This window comes from Streptomyces sp. NPDC050997 (assembly GCF_040660135.1).
GTDB lineage: Bacteria > Actinomycetota > Actinomycetes > Streptomycetales > Streptomycetaceae > Streptomyces.
Genome location: NZ_JBFAGK010000006.1, coordinates 72,885 through 88,838, shown reverse-complemented (window position 1 = coordinate 88,838; position 15,954 = coordinate 72,885). Strand labels below are relative to the sequence as shown.

The 15,954-nt window shown below is 70.9% G+C and carries 17 protein-coding genes; 12 read left to right on the top strand and 5 right to left on the bottom strand.

The annotated features are described in order from the left end of the window. Positions 1-108: 108 nt before the first annotated feature. The 3 genes from AB0H86_RS15605 to AB0H86_RS15595 all read left to right on the top strand — a co-directional run bounded on the left by AB0H86_RS15605 (position 109) and on the right by AB0H86_RS15595 (position 3,375). The gene (locus AB0H86_RS15605; RefSeq protein WP_362437522.1) at positions 109-546 is read left to right on the top strand and encodes a gamma-glutamylcyclotransferase; all 438 of its coding nucleotides are present in this window, start codon (positions 109-111) and stop codon (positions 544-546) included. Between the two features lie 128 nt (positions 547-674). Further along, entirely contained in the window at positions 675-1,499 is an 825-nt protein-coding gene (locus AB0H86_RS15600) for a purine-nucleoside phosphorylase (protein ID WP_362437520.1), read from the top strand. A 241-nt stretch (positions 1,500-1,740) separates the two neighbouring features. Continuing rightward, the gene (locus tag AB0H86_RS15595; RefSeq protein WP_362437518.1) at positions 1,741-3,375 is read left to right on the top strand and encodes a phospho-sugar mutase; all 1,635 of its coding nucleotides are present in this window, start codon (positions 1,741-1,743) and stop codon (positions 3,373-3,375) included. A 105-nt stretch (positions 3,376-3,480) separates the two neighbouring features. On the opposite strand, the gene AB0H86_RS15590 is transcribed toward AB0H86_RS15595, so the two are convergent. Continuing rightward, on the bottom strand, positions 3,481-4,212 hold the full coding sequence (locus AB0H86_RS15590) for a PH domain-containing protein (protein WP_362437516.1): 732 nt from the start codon (positions 4,210-4,212) through the stop codon (positions 3,481-3,483). Positions 4,213-4,629: 417 nt separating this feature from the next. On the opposite strand from AB0H86_RS15590, the gene deoC reads away from it, so the two are divergent. Genes deoC through AB0H86_RS15575 form a run of 3 tightly spaced genes read left to right on the top strand, consistent with a single transcriptional unit; the run spans position 4,630 to position 7,953 of the window. Continuing rightward, positions 4,630-5,583 (top strand): deoxyribose-phosphate aldolase, encoded by a 954-nt coding sequence (gene deoC / locus AB0H86_RS15585; RefSeq protein ID WP_362438501.1) that lies wholly within the window; start codon positions 4,630-4,632, stop codon positions 5,581-5,583. A 5-nt stretch (positions 5,584-5,588) separates the two neighbouring features. Next, positions 5,589-7,061 (top strand): aldehyde dehydrogenase family protein, encoded by a 1,473-nt coding sequence (locus AB0H86_RS15580; protein ID WP_362437514.1) that lies wholly within the window; start codon positions 5,589-5,591, stop codon positions 7,059-7,061. Further along, positions 7,054-7,953: an aldehyde dehydrogenase family protein gene (locus AB0H86_RS15575; RefSeq protein ID WP_362437512.1), complete on the top strand. Its 900-nt coding sequence runs from the start codon at positions 7,054-7,056 to the stop codon at positions 7,951-7,953. Before AB0H86_RS15580 ends, AB0H86_RS15575 begins: the two co-directional genes overlap by 8 nt. Before the next feature lie 75 nt (positions 7,954-8,028). Here AB0H86_RS15575 and AB0H86_RS15570 read toward each other — a convergent pair whose 3' ends face one another. Next, the gene (locus tag AB0H86_RS15570) at positions 8,029-8,433 is read right to left on the bottom strand and encodes a hypothetical protein (RefSeq protein ID WP_362437510.1); all 405 of its coding nucleotides are present in this window, start codon (positions 8,431-8,433) and stop codon (positions 8,029-8,031) included. 127 nt (positions 8,434-8,560) lie between these two features. Here AB0H86_RS15570 and AB0H86_RS15565 point away from each other — a divergent pair, with 127 nt between their 5' ends. Further along, complete coding sequence (locus tag AB0H86_RS15565; RefSeq protein WP_362437508.1) at positions 8,561-9,196, top strand: uridine kinase; 636 nt, start codon at positions 8,561-8,563, stop codon at positions 9,194-9,196. A 156-nt stretch (positions 9,197-9,352) separates the two neighbouring features. Here the strand turns inward: AB0H86_RS15565 and AB0H86_RS15560 are convergent, their stop codons facing one another. Next, positions 9,353-10,132, bottom strand: a complete 780-nt coding sequence (locus AB0H86_RS15560; protein WP_362437506.1) for a SigE family RNA polymerase sigma factor — start codon at positions 10,130-10,132, stop codon at positions 9,353-9,355. Positions 10,133-10,387: 255 nt separating this feature from the next. On the opposite strand from AB0H86_RS15560, the gene afsQ1 reads away from it, so the two are divergent. The 5 genes from afsQ1 to AB0H86_RS15535 all read left to right on the top strand — a co-directional run bounded on the left by afsQ1 (position 10,388) and on the right by AB0H86_RS15535 (position 14,192). Beyond that, on the top strand, positions 10,388-11,065 hold the full coding sequence (gene afsQ1, locus AB0H86_RS15555) for a two-component system response regulator AfsQ1 (protein WP_030682803.1): 678 nt from the start codon (positions 10,388-10,390) through the stop codon (positions 11,063-11,065). After that, complete coding sequence (locus tag AB0H86_RS15550) at positions 11,062-12,624, top strand: HAMP domain-containing sensor histidine kinase (protein WP_362437504.1); 1,563 nt, start codon at positions 11,062-11,064, stop codon at positions 12,622-12,624. The genes afsQ1 and AB0H86_RS15550 overlap by 4 nt, the downstream gene beginning before the upstream one ends. After that, positions 12,624-13,226, top strand: a complete 603-nt coding sequence (locus AB0H86_RS15545) for a hypothetical protein (protein ID WP_362437502.1) — start codon at positions 12,624-12,626, stop codon at positions 13,224-13,226. The genes AB0H86_RS15550 and AB0H86_RS15545 overlap by 1 nt, the downstream gene beginning before the upstream one ends. 117 nt (positions 13,227-13,343) lie before the next feature. Further along, a complete protein-coding gene (locus AB0H86_RS15540; RefSeq protein WP_362437500.1) occupies positions 13,344-13,895 on the top strand; it encodes a VanZ family protein in 552 nt (183 codons plus the stop codon). Between the two features lie 93 nt (positions 13,896-13,988). Then, complete coding sequence (locus AB0H86_RS15535) at positions 13,989-14,192, top strand: PspC domain-containing protein (protein WP_362437498.1); 204 nt, start codon at positions 13,989-13,991, stop codon at positions 14,190-14,192. Between the two features lie 81 nt (positions 14,193-14,273). Here the strand turns inward: AB0H86_RS15535 and AB0H86_RS15530 are convergent, their stop codons facing one another. After that, positions 14,274-14,606 carry an ATP-binding protein gene (locus tag AB0H86_RS15530; RefSeq protein ID WP_362437496.1) on the bottom strand — a complete coding sequence of 111 codons (333 nt, stop codon included), beginning with the start codon at positions 14,604-14,606 and terminating at the stop codon, positions 14,274-14,276. A 139-nt stretch (positions 14,607-14,745) separates the two neighbouring features. Beyond that, entirely contained in the window at positions 14,746-15,909 is a 1,164-nt protein-coding gene (locus AB0H86_RS15525; RefSeq protein WP_362437494.1) for an adenosine deaminase, read from the bottom strand. Positions 15,910-15,954: the final 45 nt, after the last annotated feature.

Below are 15,954 nucleotides of genomic sequence, written 5' to 3'. Positions count from 1 at the left end.
CCACCGCGCCGGGGCCCCGACGGGACGACCGCGGCTGGTGACCGGCGCTACCGCAGGTACGTATGAGACGACTGAGGCACCCGCGCCCACCTGCCGTACCCTCGACCCATGTCGCTCTATGCCGCGTACGCCGGCAACCTCGACGCGAGGCTGATGACGCGCCGCGCCCCGCACTCTCCGCTGCGCGCGACGGGCTGGCTGAACGACTGGCGGCTGACCTTCGGTGGCGAGCACATGGGCTGGGAGGGCGCCCTGGCGACGATCGTGGAGGCCCCCGGTGCCCAGGTCTTCGTCGCGCTGTACGACCTCGCACCCCTGGACGAGGACTCCATGGACCGCTGGGAAGGCGTGGGCCTGGACATCTACCGCCGCATGCGGGTACGCGTGCACACCCTGGAGGGCCAGGAAGCGGCCTGGGTCTACGTCCTCAACGGCTACGAGGGCGGCCTGCCCTCGGCCCGCTACCTCGGGGAGATCGCCGATGCCGCCGAGTCGGCGGGAGCACCGCACGACTACGTGATGGAGCTGCGCAAGCGCCCCTGCTGACGGCGGCGGACAGGGTCGGACCCGGATACGCCTGGGTCGGACCTGATTGGAAACGACAAGACAACGATCGCCATCCGGTGAGCTCAGTCATCTACGCGCGTAGGCCCAGACCGGCTACCCTCAAGCGCGTGAACGCATCTCTTCTTCCGGACGACATCCAGGGCGACCCCCACGCCGCCGCCGACGCCGCGGCCACGCGCCTGCGCGAACTGACCGGCGCCGAGACCCATGACGTCGCCCTCGTGATGGGCTCCGGCTGGGCGCCGGCCGTGGGCGCCCTCGGTGCTCCCGATGCCGAGTTCCCGGTCACCGAGTTGCCCGGGTTCCCGCCGCCGGCGGTGGAGGGCCACGGAGGCAAGATCCGCTCGTACACGATCGGCGCGAAGCGCGCCCTGGTCTTCCTCGGCCGTACGCACTTCTACGAGGGCCGAGGCGTGGCCGCCGTAGCGCACGGCGTCCGCACCGCCGTCGCCGCCGGCAGCAAGACGATCATCCTGACCAACGGCTGCGGCGGCCTCCGCGAGGGCATGCGCCCCGGCCAGCCGGTCCTGATCAGCGACCACATCAACCTCACGGCCACCAGCCCCATCGTCGGCGCCAACTTCGTCGACCTCACCGACCTCTACTCCCCCCGCCTGCGCGCCCTGTGCAAGGAGGTCGACCCGACACTGGAGGAGGGCGTCTACGCCCAGTTCCCCGGCCCCCACTACGAGACCCCGGCCGAGATCCGCATGGCCCGCGTCATCGGCGCTGACCTTGTCGGCATGTCGACAGTCCTGGAGGCCATCGCCGCACGCGAGGCGGGCGCGGAAGTACTCGGCATCTCCCTGGTGACCAACCTCGCGGCAGGCATGACAGGCGAACCCCTCAACCACGAGGAGGTCCTCCAGGCAGGCCGCGACAGCGCAACCCGGATGGGTTCCCTACTGGCGCAGGTACTGAACCGCCTGTAAGCCCCCACCACAGCCCAAGGCACCCTGTGTCCGCACCCGCGTACGGCGCCAAGGGGACGGGTCGGGGGTGTCCGCCCGCAGCGGTTGTCGCGTCAACACCGCCCAGCCAACAAGAAACCGATTCCGCGACGTTCCGAGGACGGACACCCCCGACCCGTCCCCGCCCCACCCCAAACCGCAGGCGCTCCACACAGCCCCACCACCCCCGCACAGGCGCCGCACAAGGAGAGGTTGACCGAACGTGCCGCACGACGATCTCATCGCACGGGCCAAGGCATGGCTGGCCGAGGACCCCGACACGGAAACCCGTGACGAACTCGCCAAGCTCATCGACGCCGAGGCCGTCACAGAGCTCACCGCACGCTTCAGCGGCACCCTCCAGTTCGGCACCGCGGGCCTACGCGGCGAACTAGGCGCGGGCCCGATGCGCATGAACCGCTCGGTCGTCATCCGAGCCGCCGCCGGCCTCGCCGCGTACCTCAACGCCAGGGGCCACCGCGGCGGCCTCGTCGTCATCGGCTACGACGCCCGCCACAAGTCCGCCGACTTCGCGCAGGACACCGCCGCCGTCATGACCGGCGCGGGCCTCCGCGCGGCCGTGCTCCCCCGCCCCCTCCCGACCCCCGTCCTCGCCTACGCCATACGGCACCTCGGCGCGGTCGCCGGCGTGGAGGTCACCGCCAGCCACAACCCGCCCCGCGACAACGGCTACAAGGTGTACCTCGGCGACGGCTCCCAGATCGTCCCCCCGGCGGACGCCGAGATCGCCGCGGAGATCGACGCCGTCACCACCCTCGCCGCCGTCCCCCGCCCCACCACCGGCTGGGACACCCTCGACGACTCCGTCCTCGACGCCTACCTCGCCCGCACGGACGCCGTCCTCGCCGCCGGCTCGCCCCGCACCGCCCGCACGGTCTACACGGCGATGCACGGCGTGGGCAAGGAAACCCTCCTCGCCGCCTTCGCCCGCGCCGGCTTCCCGGCCCCCGCCCTGGTCACCGAACAGGCCGACCCGGACCCGGACTTCCCCACCGTCGCCTTCCCCAACCCGGAAGAGCCCGGCGCGATGGACCTCGCCTTCGCGAAGGCCCGCGAGACCAGCCCGGACCTGATCATCGCCAACGACCCGGACGCGGACCGCTGCGCCGTCGCCGTCAAGGAACGCGGCGACTGGCGCATGCTCCGGGGCGACGAGGTCGGCGCCCTCCTCGCCACTCACCTGGCCCGCCACGGAGTCCAGGGCACCTTCGCCGAGTCCATCGTGTCCTCCTCCCTCCTCGGCCGGATCGCGGAGAAGGCCGGCCTCCCCTACGAGGAGACCCTCACGGGGTTCAAGTGGATCGCCCGCGTGGAGGGCCTGCGTTACGGCTACGAGGAGGCCCTCGGGTACTGCGTGGACCCCGACGGCGTACGCGACAAGGACGGCATCACAGCCGCCCTGCTGATCACGGAGCTCGCCTCCGGCCTCAAGGAGGAGGGCCGCAGGCTCCTCGACCTCCTGGACGACATCGCGGTCGAGCACGGCCTGCACGCCACCGACCAGCTCTCGGTCCGCGTCGAGGACCTCTCCCTGATCGCCGACGCGATGGGCCGCCTGCGCGAGCACCCCCCTACCGAGCTGGCGGGCCTGCAGATCACCCGCACCGAGGACCTCACCCGGGGCACCGACCGGCTCCCGCCCACCGACGGCCTGCGCTACACCCTCGACGGCGCCCGGGTCATCGTCCGCCCCAGCGGCACGGAGCCGAAGCTGAAGTGCTACCTGGAGGTGGTCGTCCCGGTCGCGACGCACGCCGACCTCCCGGCCGCCCGCACGAAGGCGACGGACCTCCTGACGGCCATCAAGCGGGACCTGTCGGCAGCGGCGGGCATCTGACCGTACGTTTGGGGTGCCCCGACCCAGCGGCACCCCAACGCGGCGGGTACATGGCGCTGGTATCGCCCTGATTCACCGCGAACCGCGCAACCCCTCTCCGCGCCCTCAGCCGATCGCGATCAGGATCGCCAGCAGTACGGCTCCGGCGGCCGCGGGCCCCATGACCTCGTAGGCCCAGCGCACGGTCACCTCGCCCTGCGCGGACCGTACCGTCGCCCGGGTCTCCATCAACTCGCGCAGGTCGTCCATGACCTGGTCGCTCTCCGCCCGCACGGGCCCGTCCGACCCCGCCCCGCGCCCACCGGACAAGCCACCACGAGATCCGCCCCGCAATCCGCCGCGCGTTCCACCGAGCCCACCGCCGAGCCCGCCACCACCCCCGGTGCCCATCAGCCCGCCCTCCTGCGCGCTGCGCCGGGCCTCCCGCCGTGCCGCCCTGTTACGGGCCCGCAGCGAGACGGGAACGGCCCACAGCTGGAACTTGCCGTCGGCCTTGGTGAGGACCTCGTTCGAGTAGCCGGAGCGCAGCGCCTCGACCTGCCCCCAGGGGAGCACGACGATCCGGAACGGGTTGCGGATGCGCAGCCGGTCGTCGCCCACGTACACCGCGGGCCGCAGCGTGAAGGCGACGATCAGCGGCACCACGAGCAGCAGGGCGGCGAGCGCTCGCCAGGGTGTGCTGCCCTCCCCGGCGACGATCGCGTCGAGACCGAGCCAGCAGGCGATGCCGAGCAGCAGGACACCACCGGCGATGCCCGCGCCGGACCGGTGCACCCGGTCCTTGTACTCGGGGACCGACGGCTGCGGCGCGGGTGACTGGGGGTCCGGGGTCGTCATACTCCCGATTCTGCCCGACAGCCGGAGCCACCCCACACCACAAGCCGGAGCCGCCGCCCCACACGACAAGCGGAAGCCGCCCCACACGACAAGCCGGAGCCGCCGCCCCACACGACAAGCGGAAGCCGCCCCACACGACAAGCCGGAGCCGCCGCCCCACACGGCAAGCGGAAGCCGCCCCACACGACAAGCCGGAGCCACCCCACACGACAAGCGGAAGCCGCCCCACACGACAAGCCGGAGCCACCCCACACGACAAGCGGAAGCCGCCCCACACGACAAGCCGGAGCCGCCGCCCCACACGGCAAGCGGAAGCCGCCCCGCACGACAAGCCGGAGCCACCCCACACGACAAGCACCCGATAAGTACGCTTGGCTGTACAGCTGCTACGCGCGTAGATATGCTCGTCTGGTGACCATGTCCACTGCTGCACCTCTCGCTCTCGCCGACGTCACCGCGTCCGACAGCACGCTGCGCCGCTTCCTCCATGGGCTGCCCGGCGTCGACGCGGTCGGACTGGAGGCGCGCGCCGCCTCGCTCGGCACCCGTTCCATCAAGACGACCGCGAAGGCGTACGCCATCGACCTCGCCATCTCGATGGTCGACCTGACGACGCTGGAAGGCGCGGACACCCCGGGCAAGGTCCGGGCGCTCGGCACCAAGGCGGTCCGCCCCGACCCGACCGACCGGACGGCCCCGGCGACCGCGGCCGTCTGCGTGTACCCCGACATGGTGGCCACCGCCAAGGCGGCGGTCGCCGGCTCCGACGTCAAGGTCGCCTCGGTGGCCACCGCCTTCCCGGCGGGCCGCGTCCCGATCGCCGTGAAGCTGGCGGACGTCCGCGAGGCCGTCGCGTCCGGCGCCGACGAGATCGACATGGTCATCGACCGCGGCGCGTTCCTCGCGGGCGACTACCTGAAGGTGTACGACCAGATCGTCGCCGTACGGGAGGTCTGCGGGACGGACGCCCGCCTCAAGGTCATCTTCGAGACGGGCGAGCTGTCGACGTACGACAACATCCGCCGCGCGAGCTGGCTCGGCATGCTGGCCGGGGCGGACTTCATCAAGACCTCGACCGGCAAGGTGGCGGTGAACGCCACGCCCGCGAACACCCTGCTCATGCTGGAGGCCGTCCGCGACTTCCGGGCGCAGACCGGAGTACAGGTGGGCGTGAAGCCGGCCGGCGGCATCCGCACCTCCAAGGACGCGATCAAGTTCCTCGTCCTGGTCAACGAGACCGTGGGCGATGACTGGCTGGACAACCACTGGTTCCGCTTCGGCGCCTCCTCGCTCCTGAACGACCTGCTGATGCAGCGTCAGAAGCTGGCCACCGGCCGCTACTCCGGCCCCGACTACGTGACGGTGGACTGATCACCATGACCACGGACAAGACCACGGACAACACGAACAACCATTCATCCGCCTTCGAGTACGCCCCGGCGCCGGAGTCCCGCGCGATCGTCGACATCGCGCCCTCGTACGGCCTGTTCATCAACGGCGAGTTCACCGAGGCCGCCGACGGCAAGGTCTTCAAGACCGTCAGCCCCGCCAGCGAGGAGGTCCTCGCCGAGATCGCCCAGGCCGGCCCCGAGGACGTCGACCGCGCGGTCGGGGCGGCCCGCAAGGCCTTCGAGACGTGGTCGGCGCTGCCGGGCTCCGAGCGCGCCAAGTACCTGTTCCGTATCGCCCGGATCATCCAGGAGCGCAGCCGCGAGCTCGCCGTCCTGGAGACCCTGGACAACGGCAAGCCCATCAAGGAGACCCGCGACGCCGACCTCCCCCTGGTCGCCGCGCACTTCTTCTACTACGCGGGCTGGGCCGACAAGCTCGACCACGCCGGGTTCGGCTCCGCACCGAAGCCCCTCGGTGTCGCCGGCCAGGTCATCCCGTGGAACTTCCCGCTGCTGATGCTGGCGTGGAAGATCGCCCCCGCGCTGGCGACGGGCAACACGGTCGTCCTGAAGCCCGCCGAGACGACCCCCCTCTCGGCGCTGTTCTTCGCGGACATCTGCCGCCAGGCGGGCCTGCCCAGGGGCGTCGTCAACATCCTCCCCGGCTACGGCGACACGGGTGCCGCGCTGGTCGCGCACCCGGACGTGAACAAGGTCGCCTTCACCGGCTCCACCGCCGTCGGCAAGCAGATCGCGCGCACGGTCGCGGGCAGCCGCAAGAAGCTCACTCTCGAACTCGGCGGCAAGGGCGCCAACATCGTCTTCGACGACGCCCCGATCGACCAGGCCGTCGAGGGCATCGTGAACGGCATCTTCTTCAACCAGGGGCAGGTCTGCTGCGCCGGCAGCCGGCTGCTGGTCCAGGAGTCGATCCAGGACGAGCTCCTCGACTCCCTCAAGCGCCGACTGTCCACCCTGCGCCTGGGCGACCCGCTGGACAAGAACACGGACATCGGCGCGATCAACTCCGAGGAGCAGCTCTCCCGGATCACCACGCTCGTCGAGCAGGGTGAGGCGGAGGGCGCCGAGCGCTGGTCCCCGGCCTGCGAACTCCCGTCCTCCGGTTACTGGTTCGCCCCGACACTGTTCACGAACGTCACCCAGGCGCACACCGTCGCCCGTGACGAGATCTTCGGCCCGGTGCTGTCCGTCCTCACCTTCCGCACCCCGGACGAGGCCGTCGCCAAGGCCAACAACACCCCGTACGGCCTCTCGGCGGGCATCTGGACGGAGAAGGGCTCCCGCATCCTCGCGGTGGCGAACAAGCTCCGGGCCGGTGTCGTCTGGTCCAACACGTTCAACAAGTTCGACCCGACGTCGCCGTTCGGCGGTTACAAGGAGTCGGGCTTCGGCCGCGAGGGCGGTCGCCACGGCCTGGAGGCGTACCTCGATGTCTGACCGCACCAACGAGCGTCTGAGCGTCTTCAAGACCTACAAGCTGTACGTCGGCGGGAAGTTCCCGCGTTCCGAGAGCGGCCGGGTGTACGAGGTGACGGACTCGCAAGGCAAGTGGCTGGCGAACGCCCCGCAGTCCTCCCGCAAGGACGCCCGTGACGCCGTGGTGGCGGCCCGCAAGGCGTTCGGCGGCTGGTCCGGCGCGACCGCGTACAACCGCGGCCAGGTCCTCTACCGCGTCGCGGAGATGCTGGAGGGCCGCAAGGCGCAGTTCGTACGTGAGGTCGCCGACGCCGAGGGCCTGTCGAAGTCCAAGGCCGCCGTGGTCGTGGACGCGACGATCGACCGCTGGGTCTGGTACGCGGGGTGGACCGACAAGATCGCCCAGGTGGTCGGCGGCGGCAACCCGGTGGCGGGCCCGTACTTCAACCTGTCGTCCCCGGAGCCGACGGGCGTGGTCGCGGTCCTGGCCCCGCAGGAGTCGTCGTTCCTCGGCCTGGTCTCGGTCGTCGCCCCGGTGATCGCCACGGGCAACACCGCGGTCGTGGTGGCTTCCGAGAGGTCCCCGCTCCCCGCCCTCTCCCTCGGCGAGGTGCTGGCCACCTCCGACCTGCCGGGCGGTGTCGTCAACGTCCTCTCCGGCGGTACGGCGGAGATCGCGGCGCCCCTGGCCGCGCACCAGGACGTCAACGCGATCGACCTGGCCGGCGCCGACGATGACCTGGCGAAGGAACTGGAGATCGCGGCGGCGGACAACCTCAAGCGCGTCCTTCGTCCACAGCCTGTGGACGACTGGTCGGCGACTCCCGGCATCGACCGCCTGACGGCGTTCCTGGAGACGAAGACGGTCTGGCACCCGACGGGTTCGCTGGGCGCGTCCGGCTCGGCGTACTGAGGGCCCGTAGGACCGGAGAGCCGCGCCTTCCCACCGTCCGGGGGAAGACGCGGCTCTCCGCCGTGATCCCGCCCCTCAGCCGCCCAGCCGCCCCGCCGCCTGCCCCACCACCGGCAGGCCGCCGATCGACTGGGCCTGCGTCACCGGGCCGGTCAGCGCCCGCGAGGTGAGCGGCTCGAAGTCGGCGAGCTGGGTGCCGACGCCGTTGTCGAGCGGGTCGACGCCGGTGCCGGCGAGCGGGTTGGGCTTGAGACCGGCGACCGGGCCGGTGGCGTGGCCGACCGTGCCGGTGAGGGGCTGGAGGCCGGACTGCGGGTCGACGTGACCGAGTGAGGCGGGGTGGGAGCGCGTCACGTCGGCGACCGGCTCGGTGGCCGCTGACGCCGTCGCCGCGCCTGCCCCGAGGGCCACACCGGCGGTCGCGAGGGCGACCAGGGCGCGCTGGACGGTCGGATTCTGGGAGGACGCGTGTCGGGCCATCACTTCTGCCACCTTCTGCAGCACAGGGTCATGAGGTCGACACGTAGGGTAGTTGACGTGTGACGCGCGCTTCAAAGCCGGCCCACGGGGTCGGCAGGGCGTACGGAATGCGTCAAACTGGTGTCCCGTGAGCATCCTTCCCCCGCCATCCGCCCGTGTCGTGCTGCTCTGCGGCCCCTCGGGATCGGGCAAGTCCCTGGTCGCCGCCCGTTCCGGGCTTCCCGTGCTGCGCCTCGACGACTTCTACAAAGAGGGCACCGACCCGACGCTGCCCCTGGTGCCCGGAAGCTCCGACATCGACTGGGACCACCCGGACTCGTGGGACACGGACATTGCGATCGACGCGATCCTGGACCTGTGCCGTACCGGCCGCACCAAGGTTCCCGTCTACGACATCTCCTTGAGCGCCCGCACCGGCGAGGAGTCGGTCGACGTGGGGCGGACCCCGCTGTTCATCGCGGAGGGCATCTTCGCCGCAGAGATCATTACGCGCTGCCGGGAACTGGGTGTGCTGGCCGACGCGTTGTGCCTGAACCGCGGCCCGGCCCGCACCTTCCGCCGCCGCTTCCTGCGCGATCTGAGGGAGGGCCGCAAGTCGGTGCCGTTCCTGCTGCGCCGCGGCTGGCGGCTGATGCGCGCCGAACGCTCCATCGTGGCCCGCCAGACGGCACTGGGCGCGTACGCGTGCGACCGGGACGAGGCCCTCGGCCGCCTCGCCGCCGCCGCGGTGGGGCGCCGCCCGGCGGCCACCCCGGCGGGCTGAAGGAGTACGGCCCCACACGAAAGCGGGACTGGACGGACCCCCCGGCCCTCCAGTCCCGCTTCTGGTGCTCCCCCGTGCTTCCCCCGTTGGTCCCCCGTGACCCCCGTTGGTCCCCCCCCTGTTACCGCTCCCCCGTTACTTGCTCCCCCCGGACCTTCAGGCGACGAGCTCCCCGAAGGCGTCCTCCTCGTCACGGCCGAAGCTGAGGACCTCGTCCTCGCGCAGCCGGCGGAGCGACCGCCAGATGCTGGACTTCACCGTGCCGACACTGATGTCGAGGATCTCCGCGATCTCCGGGTCCGTGCGGCCCTCGTAGTAGCGCAGGACCAGCATGGTGCGCTGGAGTTCGGGCAGCCGGGCGAGCGCCTGCCACAGGACCGCACGCAGTTCGGTGCCGCGCATCGCGTCCGTGTCGCCGGGCGTCTCCGGCAGTTCCTCGGTCGGGTACTCGTTCAGCTTGCGGCGGCGCCACGCGCTGATGTGCAGGTTGGTCATGGTGCGGCGGAGGTATCCGCCGACCGCGGCCTTGTCACTGATCCGTTCCCACGCCCGGTACGTCGAGAACAGCGCGCTCTGCAGCAGGTCCTCGGCCTCGAAGCGGTCACCGGTCAGGTGGTAGGCGGTTGCGTACAGGGAGGCGCGGCGCTCCTGGACGTAGGCGGTGAACTCCACCTCCGACAGCGAACGACGCTCCCCCGAGTCCTCCCCGTACGCGGCTCCCCCGTGAGCCTCCCCCGTCTGTGCGTCAACCACCGACATGTACGTGGTGTGCTGACGCCCGGTGCCGCGAGCGCACCCCCGCCCTCCCCCACGCTCGAATCCGCTCGCGCGGGAGGGACCCCCATCCGCACCGGACTTCTCGGAACCCCGGCCCCCGTTCACGTCGTGGAGACGCGTGATCACTGCGCTAGTGCTGGTGCTGTGCAGCGTGTTCATCTCGCGCCCCCCGTCGTGGACTTCCGGTGTTTCGCCTTGCTTCCTTGCCTGTGCCGAGAAGCTTGCCCGGGCCACTTCATGACCGTGTCCGCCGACTGTCACAGAGCTGTCACAGGGGCCCTCCTCGGATGTCGCTCCCAGACGTGGGACAGGGCCCACACAGACAGGAGCGCTACCGGCCCGTTCAGATACAGGTGACGGCCCTACGGGGGGCAGGTGTCGCAGCCCCACCCCGCCATGGGCCAGAATGAGCCCGTGCCTTCCCTGTTGCTGATCGAGGACGACGACGCCATCCGTACCGCCCTGGAGCTGTCTCTTACGCGCCAGGGCCACCGGGTTGCCACCGCTGCCACCGGCGAGGACGGCCTGAAGCTGCTGCGGGAGCAGCGGCCGGATCTGATCGTGCTGGACGTGATGCTGCCCGGTATCGACGGGTTCGAGGTGTGCCGGCGCATCCGGCGCACCGACCAACTGCCGATCATTCTGCTGACCGCGCGCAGCGACGACATCGACGTGGTCGTCGGACTGGAGTCCGGTGCCGACGACTATGTGGTCAAGCCGGTGCAGGGGCGGGTGCTGGACGCCCGGATCCGGGCCGTGCTGCGGCGCGGGGAGCGGGAGGCGAACGACGCGGCGTCGTTCGGTTCGCTCGTCATCGACCGTGCGGCCATGACCGTGACGAAGAACGGCGAGGACCTCCAACTCACCCCGACCGAGCTCCGGCTGCTGCTCGAACTGAGCCGCCGGCCGGGCCAGGCGCTGTCCCGGCAGCAGTTGCTGCGGCTGGTGTGGGAACACGACTACCTGGGCGACTCGCGACTGGTGGACGCCTGTGTGCAGCGGCTGCGCGCCAAGGTCGAGGACGTACCGTCGTCGCCGACGCTGATCCGTACGGTCCGTGGTGTCGGCTACCGGCTGGACACTCCTCAGTGACCCAAGCGCACGGGGGGATCCGCGGTTGGACCGCGGATCGCAAGGGAGTGTGGTCGCGGCTGCGGCTCACCAGCCTGCGGCTCCGGCTGGTGGTCGTGTTCGGGCTGGTGGCGCTGACCGCCGCGGTGTCCGCGTCCGGGATCGCGTACTGGCTCAACCGTGAGGCGGTGCTCACGCGCACCCAGGACGCGGTGCTGCGCGACTTCGAACAGGAGATGCAGAACCGGGCGGGCTCGCTGCCCGGGAACCCCTCACAGGACGAACTGCAGCACACCGCCGGTCAGATGGCCAACAGCAGCCAGCGCTTCAGCGTGGTGCTGGTCGCCGACGACGCCAGCGGCAAGACCGTGTACGGCAACTCCGGTGCCCTGAACGGCTTCACGGTGCAGGACGTGCCGTCGTCACTGCGTGCGGCGGTGAACAAGCGGCAGTCGGTCAGCTCCGCCAACAAGTACCCGTACCACCTCTACTGGCAGCGGGTGACCATCCACGGTTCCCCCTATCTGGTGGCCGGCACGAAGGTGATCGGGGGCGGGCCGACCGGCTACATGCTCAAGTCGCTGGAGCCCGAGGCGAAGGACCTCAACTCGCTGGCCTGGTCGCTCGGTATCGCCACCGGGCTCGCGCTGATCGGCTCCGCGCTGCTCGCGCAGGCCGCCGCGACGACCGTGCTGAAGCCGGTGCAACGGCTCGGGGTGGCGGCGCGCCGGCTCGGCGAGGGCCGGCTGGACACCCGGCTGCGGGTGTCGGGGACGGACGAACTCGCCGATCTCTCCCGGACGTTCAACAACGCCGCCGAGGCGCTGGAGAAACGGGTGGCCGACATGGCCGCGCGGGACAACGCCTCCCGCCGGTTCGTGGCCGACATGTCCCATGAACTCCGGACGCCGCTGACCGCCATCACCGCCGTGACGGAGGTGCTGGAGGACGAGCTGGAGATGGAGTCCGGCAGCGTCGATCCGATGATCGAGCCCGCCGTACGGCTGGTAGTGAGCGAGACGCGGCGGCTGAACGACCTCGTCGAGAACCTCATGGAGGTCACCCGTTTCGACGCGGGCACCGCGCGGCTGGTCGTGGACGACGTGGACGTCGTCGACCAGCTCACCGCGTGCATCGACGCACGGGCCTGGCTGGACGCGGTGGATCTGGACGCCGAGCGCGGTATCCACGCCCGGCTCGATCCGCGCCGCCTGGACGTGATCATGGCCAACCTCATCGGCAACGCGCTCAAGCACGGGGGTTCGCCGGTGCGGGTCGCGGTGCGTAAAGCCGCCGAGGAGGTGGTCATCGAGGTCAGGGATCACGGGCCCGGCATCCCCGAGGACGTCCTGCCGCACGTCTTCGACCGGTTCTACAAGGCGAGCGCCTCCCGGCCGCGCTCCGAGGGCAGCGGCCTGGGCCTGTCGATCGCCCTGGAGAACGCCCACATCCACGGCGGTGAGATCACCGCCGCCAACTCCGCCGAGGGCGGCGCGGTGTTCACGCTGCGGCTGCCGCAGGACTCGTTGCCCCTCGACGAGGAGCCCGACGACGACGAGAAGGCCGAGGGGGACGCCTGATGAACGTACGCCGAGCGTTGGCGCTCCCGGTGCTGGCCGCGCTGCTCACCGGGTGCGGGATACGGGCCACCGAGGTGCCGACCGACTTCGGGCCGGCGCCCTCGCGGGTGCGGTGTTCGCTGTCCGAGCCGGACGTCTCCACGCAGGCCTCGCGCGGGCTGCCGGTGCGGGTGTTCCTGCTGTGCGGTTCGTCGCTGGTGGCCGTCGACCGGACCGTGCGCGTCCCGGACGGTACGGCGGACTCCGAGCGCCGGGTGCTGGTGGCGCAGGGGCTGCTGGACGAGCTCGCCGCGACGCCGTCGGCCGCGGAGAAGGAGGCCGGGTACACCACCGACGTACGCGGCGGCATGACGGTGCGGGGCCCGAGGCCCGGGGACCCGGCGGACGCGCTCCGGCTGAGCAACCGGCCCGGGGACCTCACCTCGTACGCCCTCGCCCAGTTGGTCTGCACGTTCTCCGACTCGGCCGCGGCGGAGGGGGACGGCTCTGTCGTCCTCGGTGGCCCGGACAGCGACCCGCTGCGCCGCTACGCGTGCACGGACGAGGTCCGCACCCGTCCCGGCAGCACGGAGCCGCCGTCGAGCGAGGCGACCGAAGGCTGACGGGGGCGTGTCCCGGGGGCGAACGGCGTCCCGGGCGACGCGGTGTGGCGCATGCCTCATTCACGTACCCGTGGGTATCCCGGAACCGATCGTGCCGGAGGCCGCGTCTTGGGATGCGTGCAGCGTGAAGGCTCCATCGGCGGCAGCGCCGCGATCAACGTCCGTGTGGCAGGGGGTGTCCTCCTTGTCGCACACCTCGCGTTCGTCGCCTGGCTCACGCTGCGGCCGCTGGACGTTCCGTGGGTGATGCCCGCCAATCTGCATCCGCTGGCCAGTATCCGGTCCGATCTGGACCTGGGCTGGCAGGAGGCGACCCGGCGCATCGTGGGCGGGCTCGGGCTGCTGACCCCGCTGGGTGTGCTGTTCCCGCTGGTGCACGGCAGGCTCGCCGTCTCGCCGCTGGCCTCACTGCTGCGTACGACCGCTGCCGGCGCCCTGATCTCGCTGGGCATCGAGCTGCTGCAGACCGGGGTGCCCGGGCAGCGTGTGGACATCGACTCGCTGCTCCTGAACACGGTGGGCGTGGCTCTCGCGCACGCGCTCCTGGTACCGGCGGCCCGCTCCTGTCTCCGTCGCAGGAACGAGCGCGCCGACGGACGCTCCGTCCGCCAGGAGGACCCCGCTCAGGGTCTGACCCCGACGATTCCCAGGGTCGGGATCGCCCCGTAGAGCGATGCTTCGTCCCCTTCGTGTCCGTAGTTTTGGAATCAGACGAGGCGGTCACCCGGACAGCCTCCGACAGACGCTCACGAAGGAGCCGCAATGTCCCGCCTCGCCCGCCCCACCAACGGCCGCATGATCGGCGGAGTGTGTGCCGCGCTGGCACGGCGCTTCGGCACCTCCGCGACGACGATGCGCGTGATATTCGTACTGTCCTGCCTGCTGCCGGGCCCGCAGTTCCTGCTCTACATCGCGCTGTGGATCCTGCTCCCGTCGGAGGGGAAGGCCGCGAGCACGGCCTGGTGACCGCGCGTACGCCGATACGCCGGTGGGGCGCACCCCGTGTCCAAGGGTGCGCCCCACCGGCGCGTTCGTATGCGGCGCGGATCAGCCCAGCGGGAGGCCCTTCACGGGCAGGCCGCCCTTGACCGGCAGGCCCTTGCCGGCCGCCAGACCGCCGAGCAGGCCGGTGACCTGGTCGGTGGGGCCGTCGGCCTCCGGCTGCGCCACGGGGAGCGCCGACCGCGCCTGGCCCAGCGCCTCATCGGCGCCCGGCAGCGACTTGGTGACGTTCTCCGCCGGCAGCGTCCGGGAGACACCGCTCAGCGCCTGGGTGGCGTCCGGGGCGGCCGGGGCGGCGTTCGCGGCGCCCGCGGCGGTGGCGGCGAAGGCGGCACCGAGAGCGGCGACACCGAGGGTCTTGACAGCAGACTGCTTCATGAAATGCGTCCTCGACATGGAGTTACGGAAATGTGAGCGGTTCATGACCGTAAACATGCCGAGGCGCCCACCGCAAACATCGAAACGCGGACGAATTGCGAAAGCCCGCCCGCGTTCCGCACCCTCGGATTCCGTCGAATCAGTCCTGCGATTCTACAGAACCGCTGGTGGAGGCGGTCTGCTGGAACAGCCATTCGGACTTCAGCTCGGCATATCCGGGCTTGATGACGTCATTGATCATCGCGAGTCGTTCATCGAAAGGAATGAATGCTGATTTCATCGCATTGACGGAGAACCACTGCATGTCATCGAGCGTGTAACCGAATACCTCGACAAGGTGCTCGAATTCCCGGCTCATGCTGGTGCCGGACATCAGGCGGTTGTCGGTGTTCACGGTGGCCCGGAAATGCAGCCGACGCAGCAGCCCGATCGGGTGCTCCGCGTACGAGGCCGCGGCCCCCGTCTGGAGGTTGGAGCTGGGGCACAGCTCCAACGGGATCCGCTTGTCCCGTACGTACGAGGCGAGCCGGCCGAGCTTCACCGTGCCGTCCTCGTGGACCTGGATGTCGTCGATGATGCGTACCCCGTGACCGAGCCGGTCGGCGCCGCACCACTGGAGGGCCTGCCAGATGGACGGCAGCCCGAAGGCCTCTCCGGCGTGGATGGTGAAGTGGTTGTTCTCCCGCTTGAGGTACTCGAAGGCGTCGAGGTGCCGGGTGGGCGGGTACCCCGCCTCCGCGCCCGCGATGTCGAAGCCGACGACGCCCAGATCCCGGTACCGGTTGGCGAGCTCGGCGATCTCCAGGGCGCGGGCCGCGTGCCGCATCGCGGTGAGCAGGGCGCCGACCCGGATCCGGTGGCCGTTCTCGCGGGCCAGCCGCTCCCCTTCCCGGAAGCCCTCGTTGACGGCCTCGACGACCTCTTCGAGGGTGAGCCCGCCGTCGAGGTGCTGCTCGGGGGCGTAGCGCACCTCGGCGTACACGACGCCGTCCTCGGCGAGGTCCTCGGCGCACTCGGCGGCGACCCGGACCAGCGCGTCCCGGGTCTGCATCACGCCGACGGTGTGCGAGAAGGTCTCCAAGTACCGTTCCAGGGAACCGGAGTCGGCGGCCTCGCGGAACCAGACGCCCAGCTTGTCCGGGTCGGTCTCGGGGAGATGGGCGTACCCGGTCTCCCGGGCGAGGTCGACCATGGTGCCGGGACGCAGCCCGCCGTCGAGATGGTCGTGCAGCAGAACCTTGGGCGCTCGGCGGATCTGGTCCGAGCTCGGGGTGTTTCCCATCCGGTCAGTCTGGCTCGTCATTTCCGAACTCTAACTCCTACGCGCGTAGATCGCCCGGTGTACGAA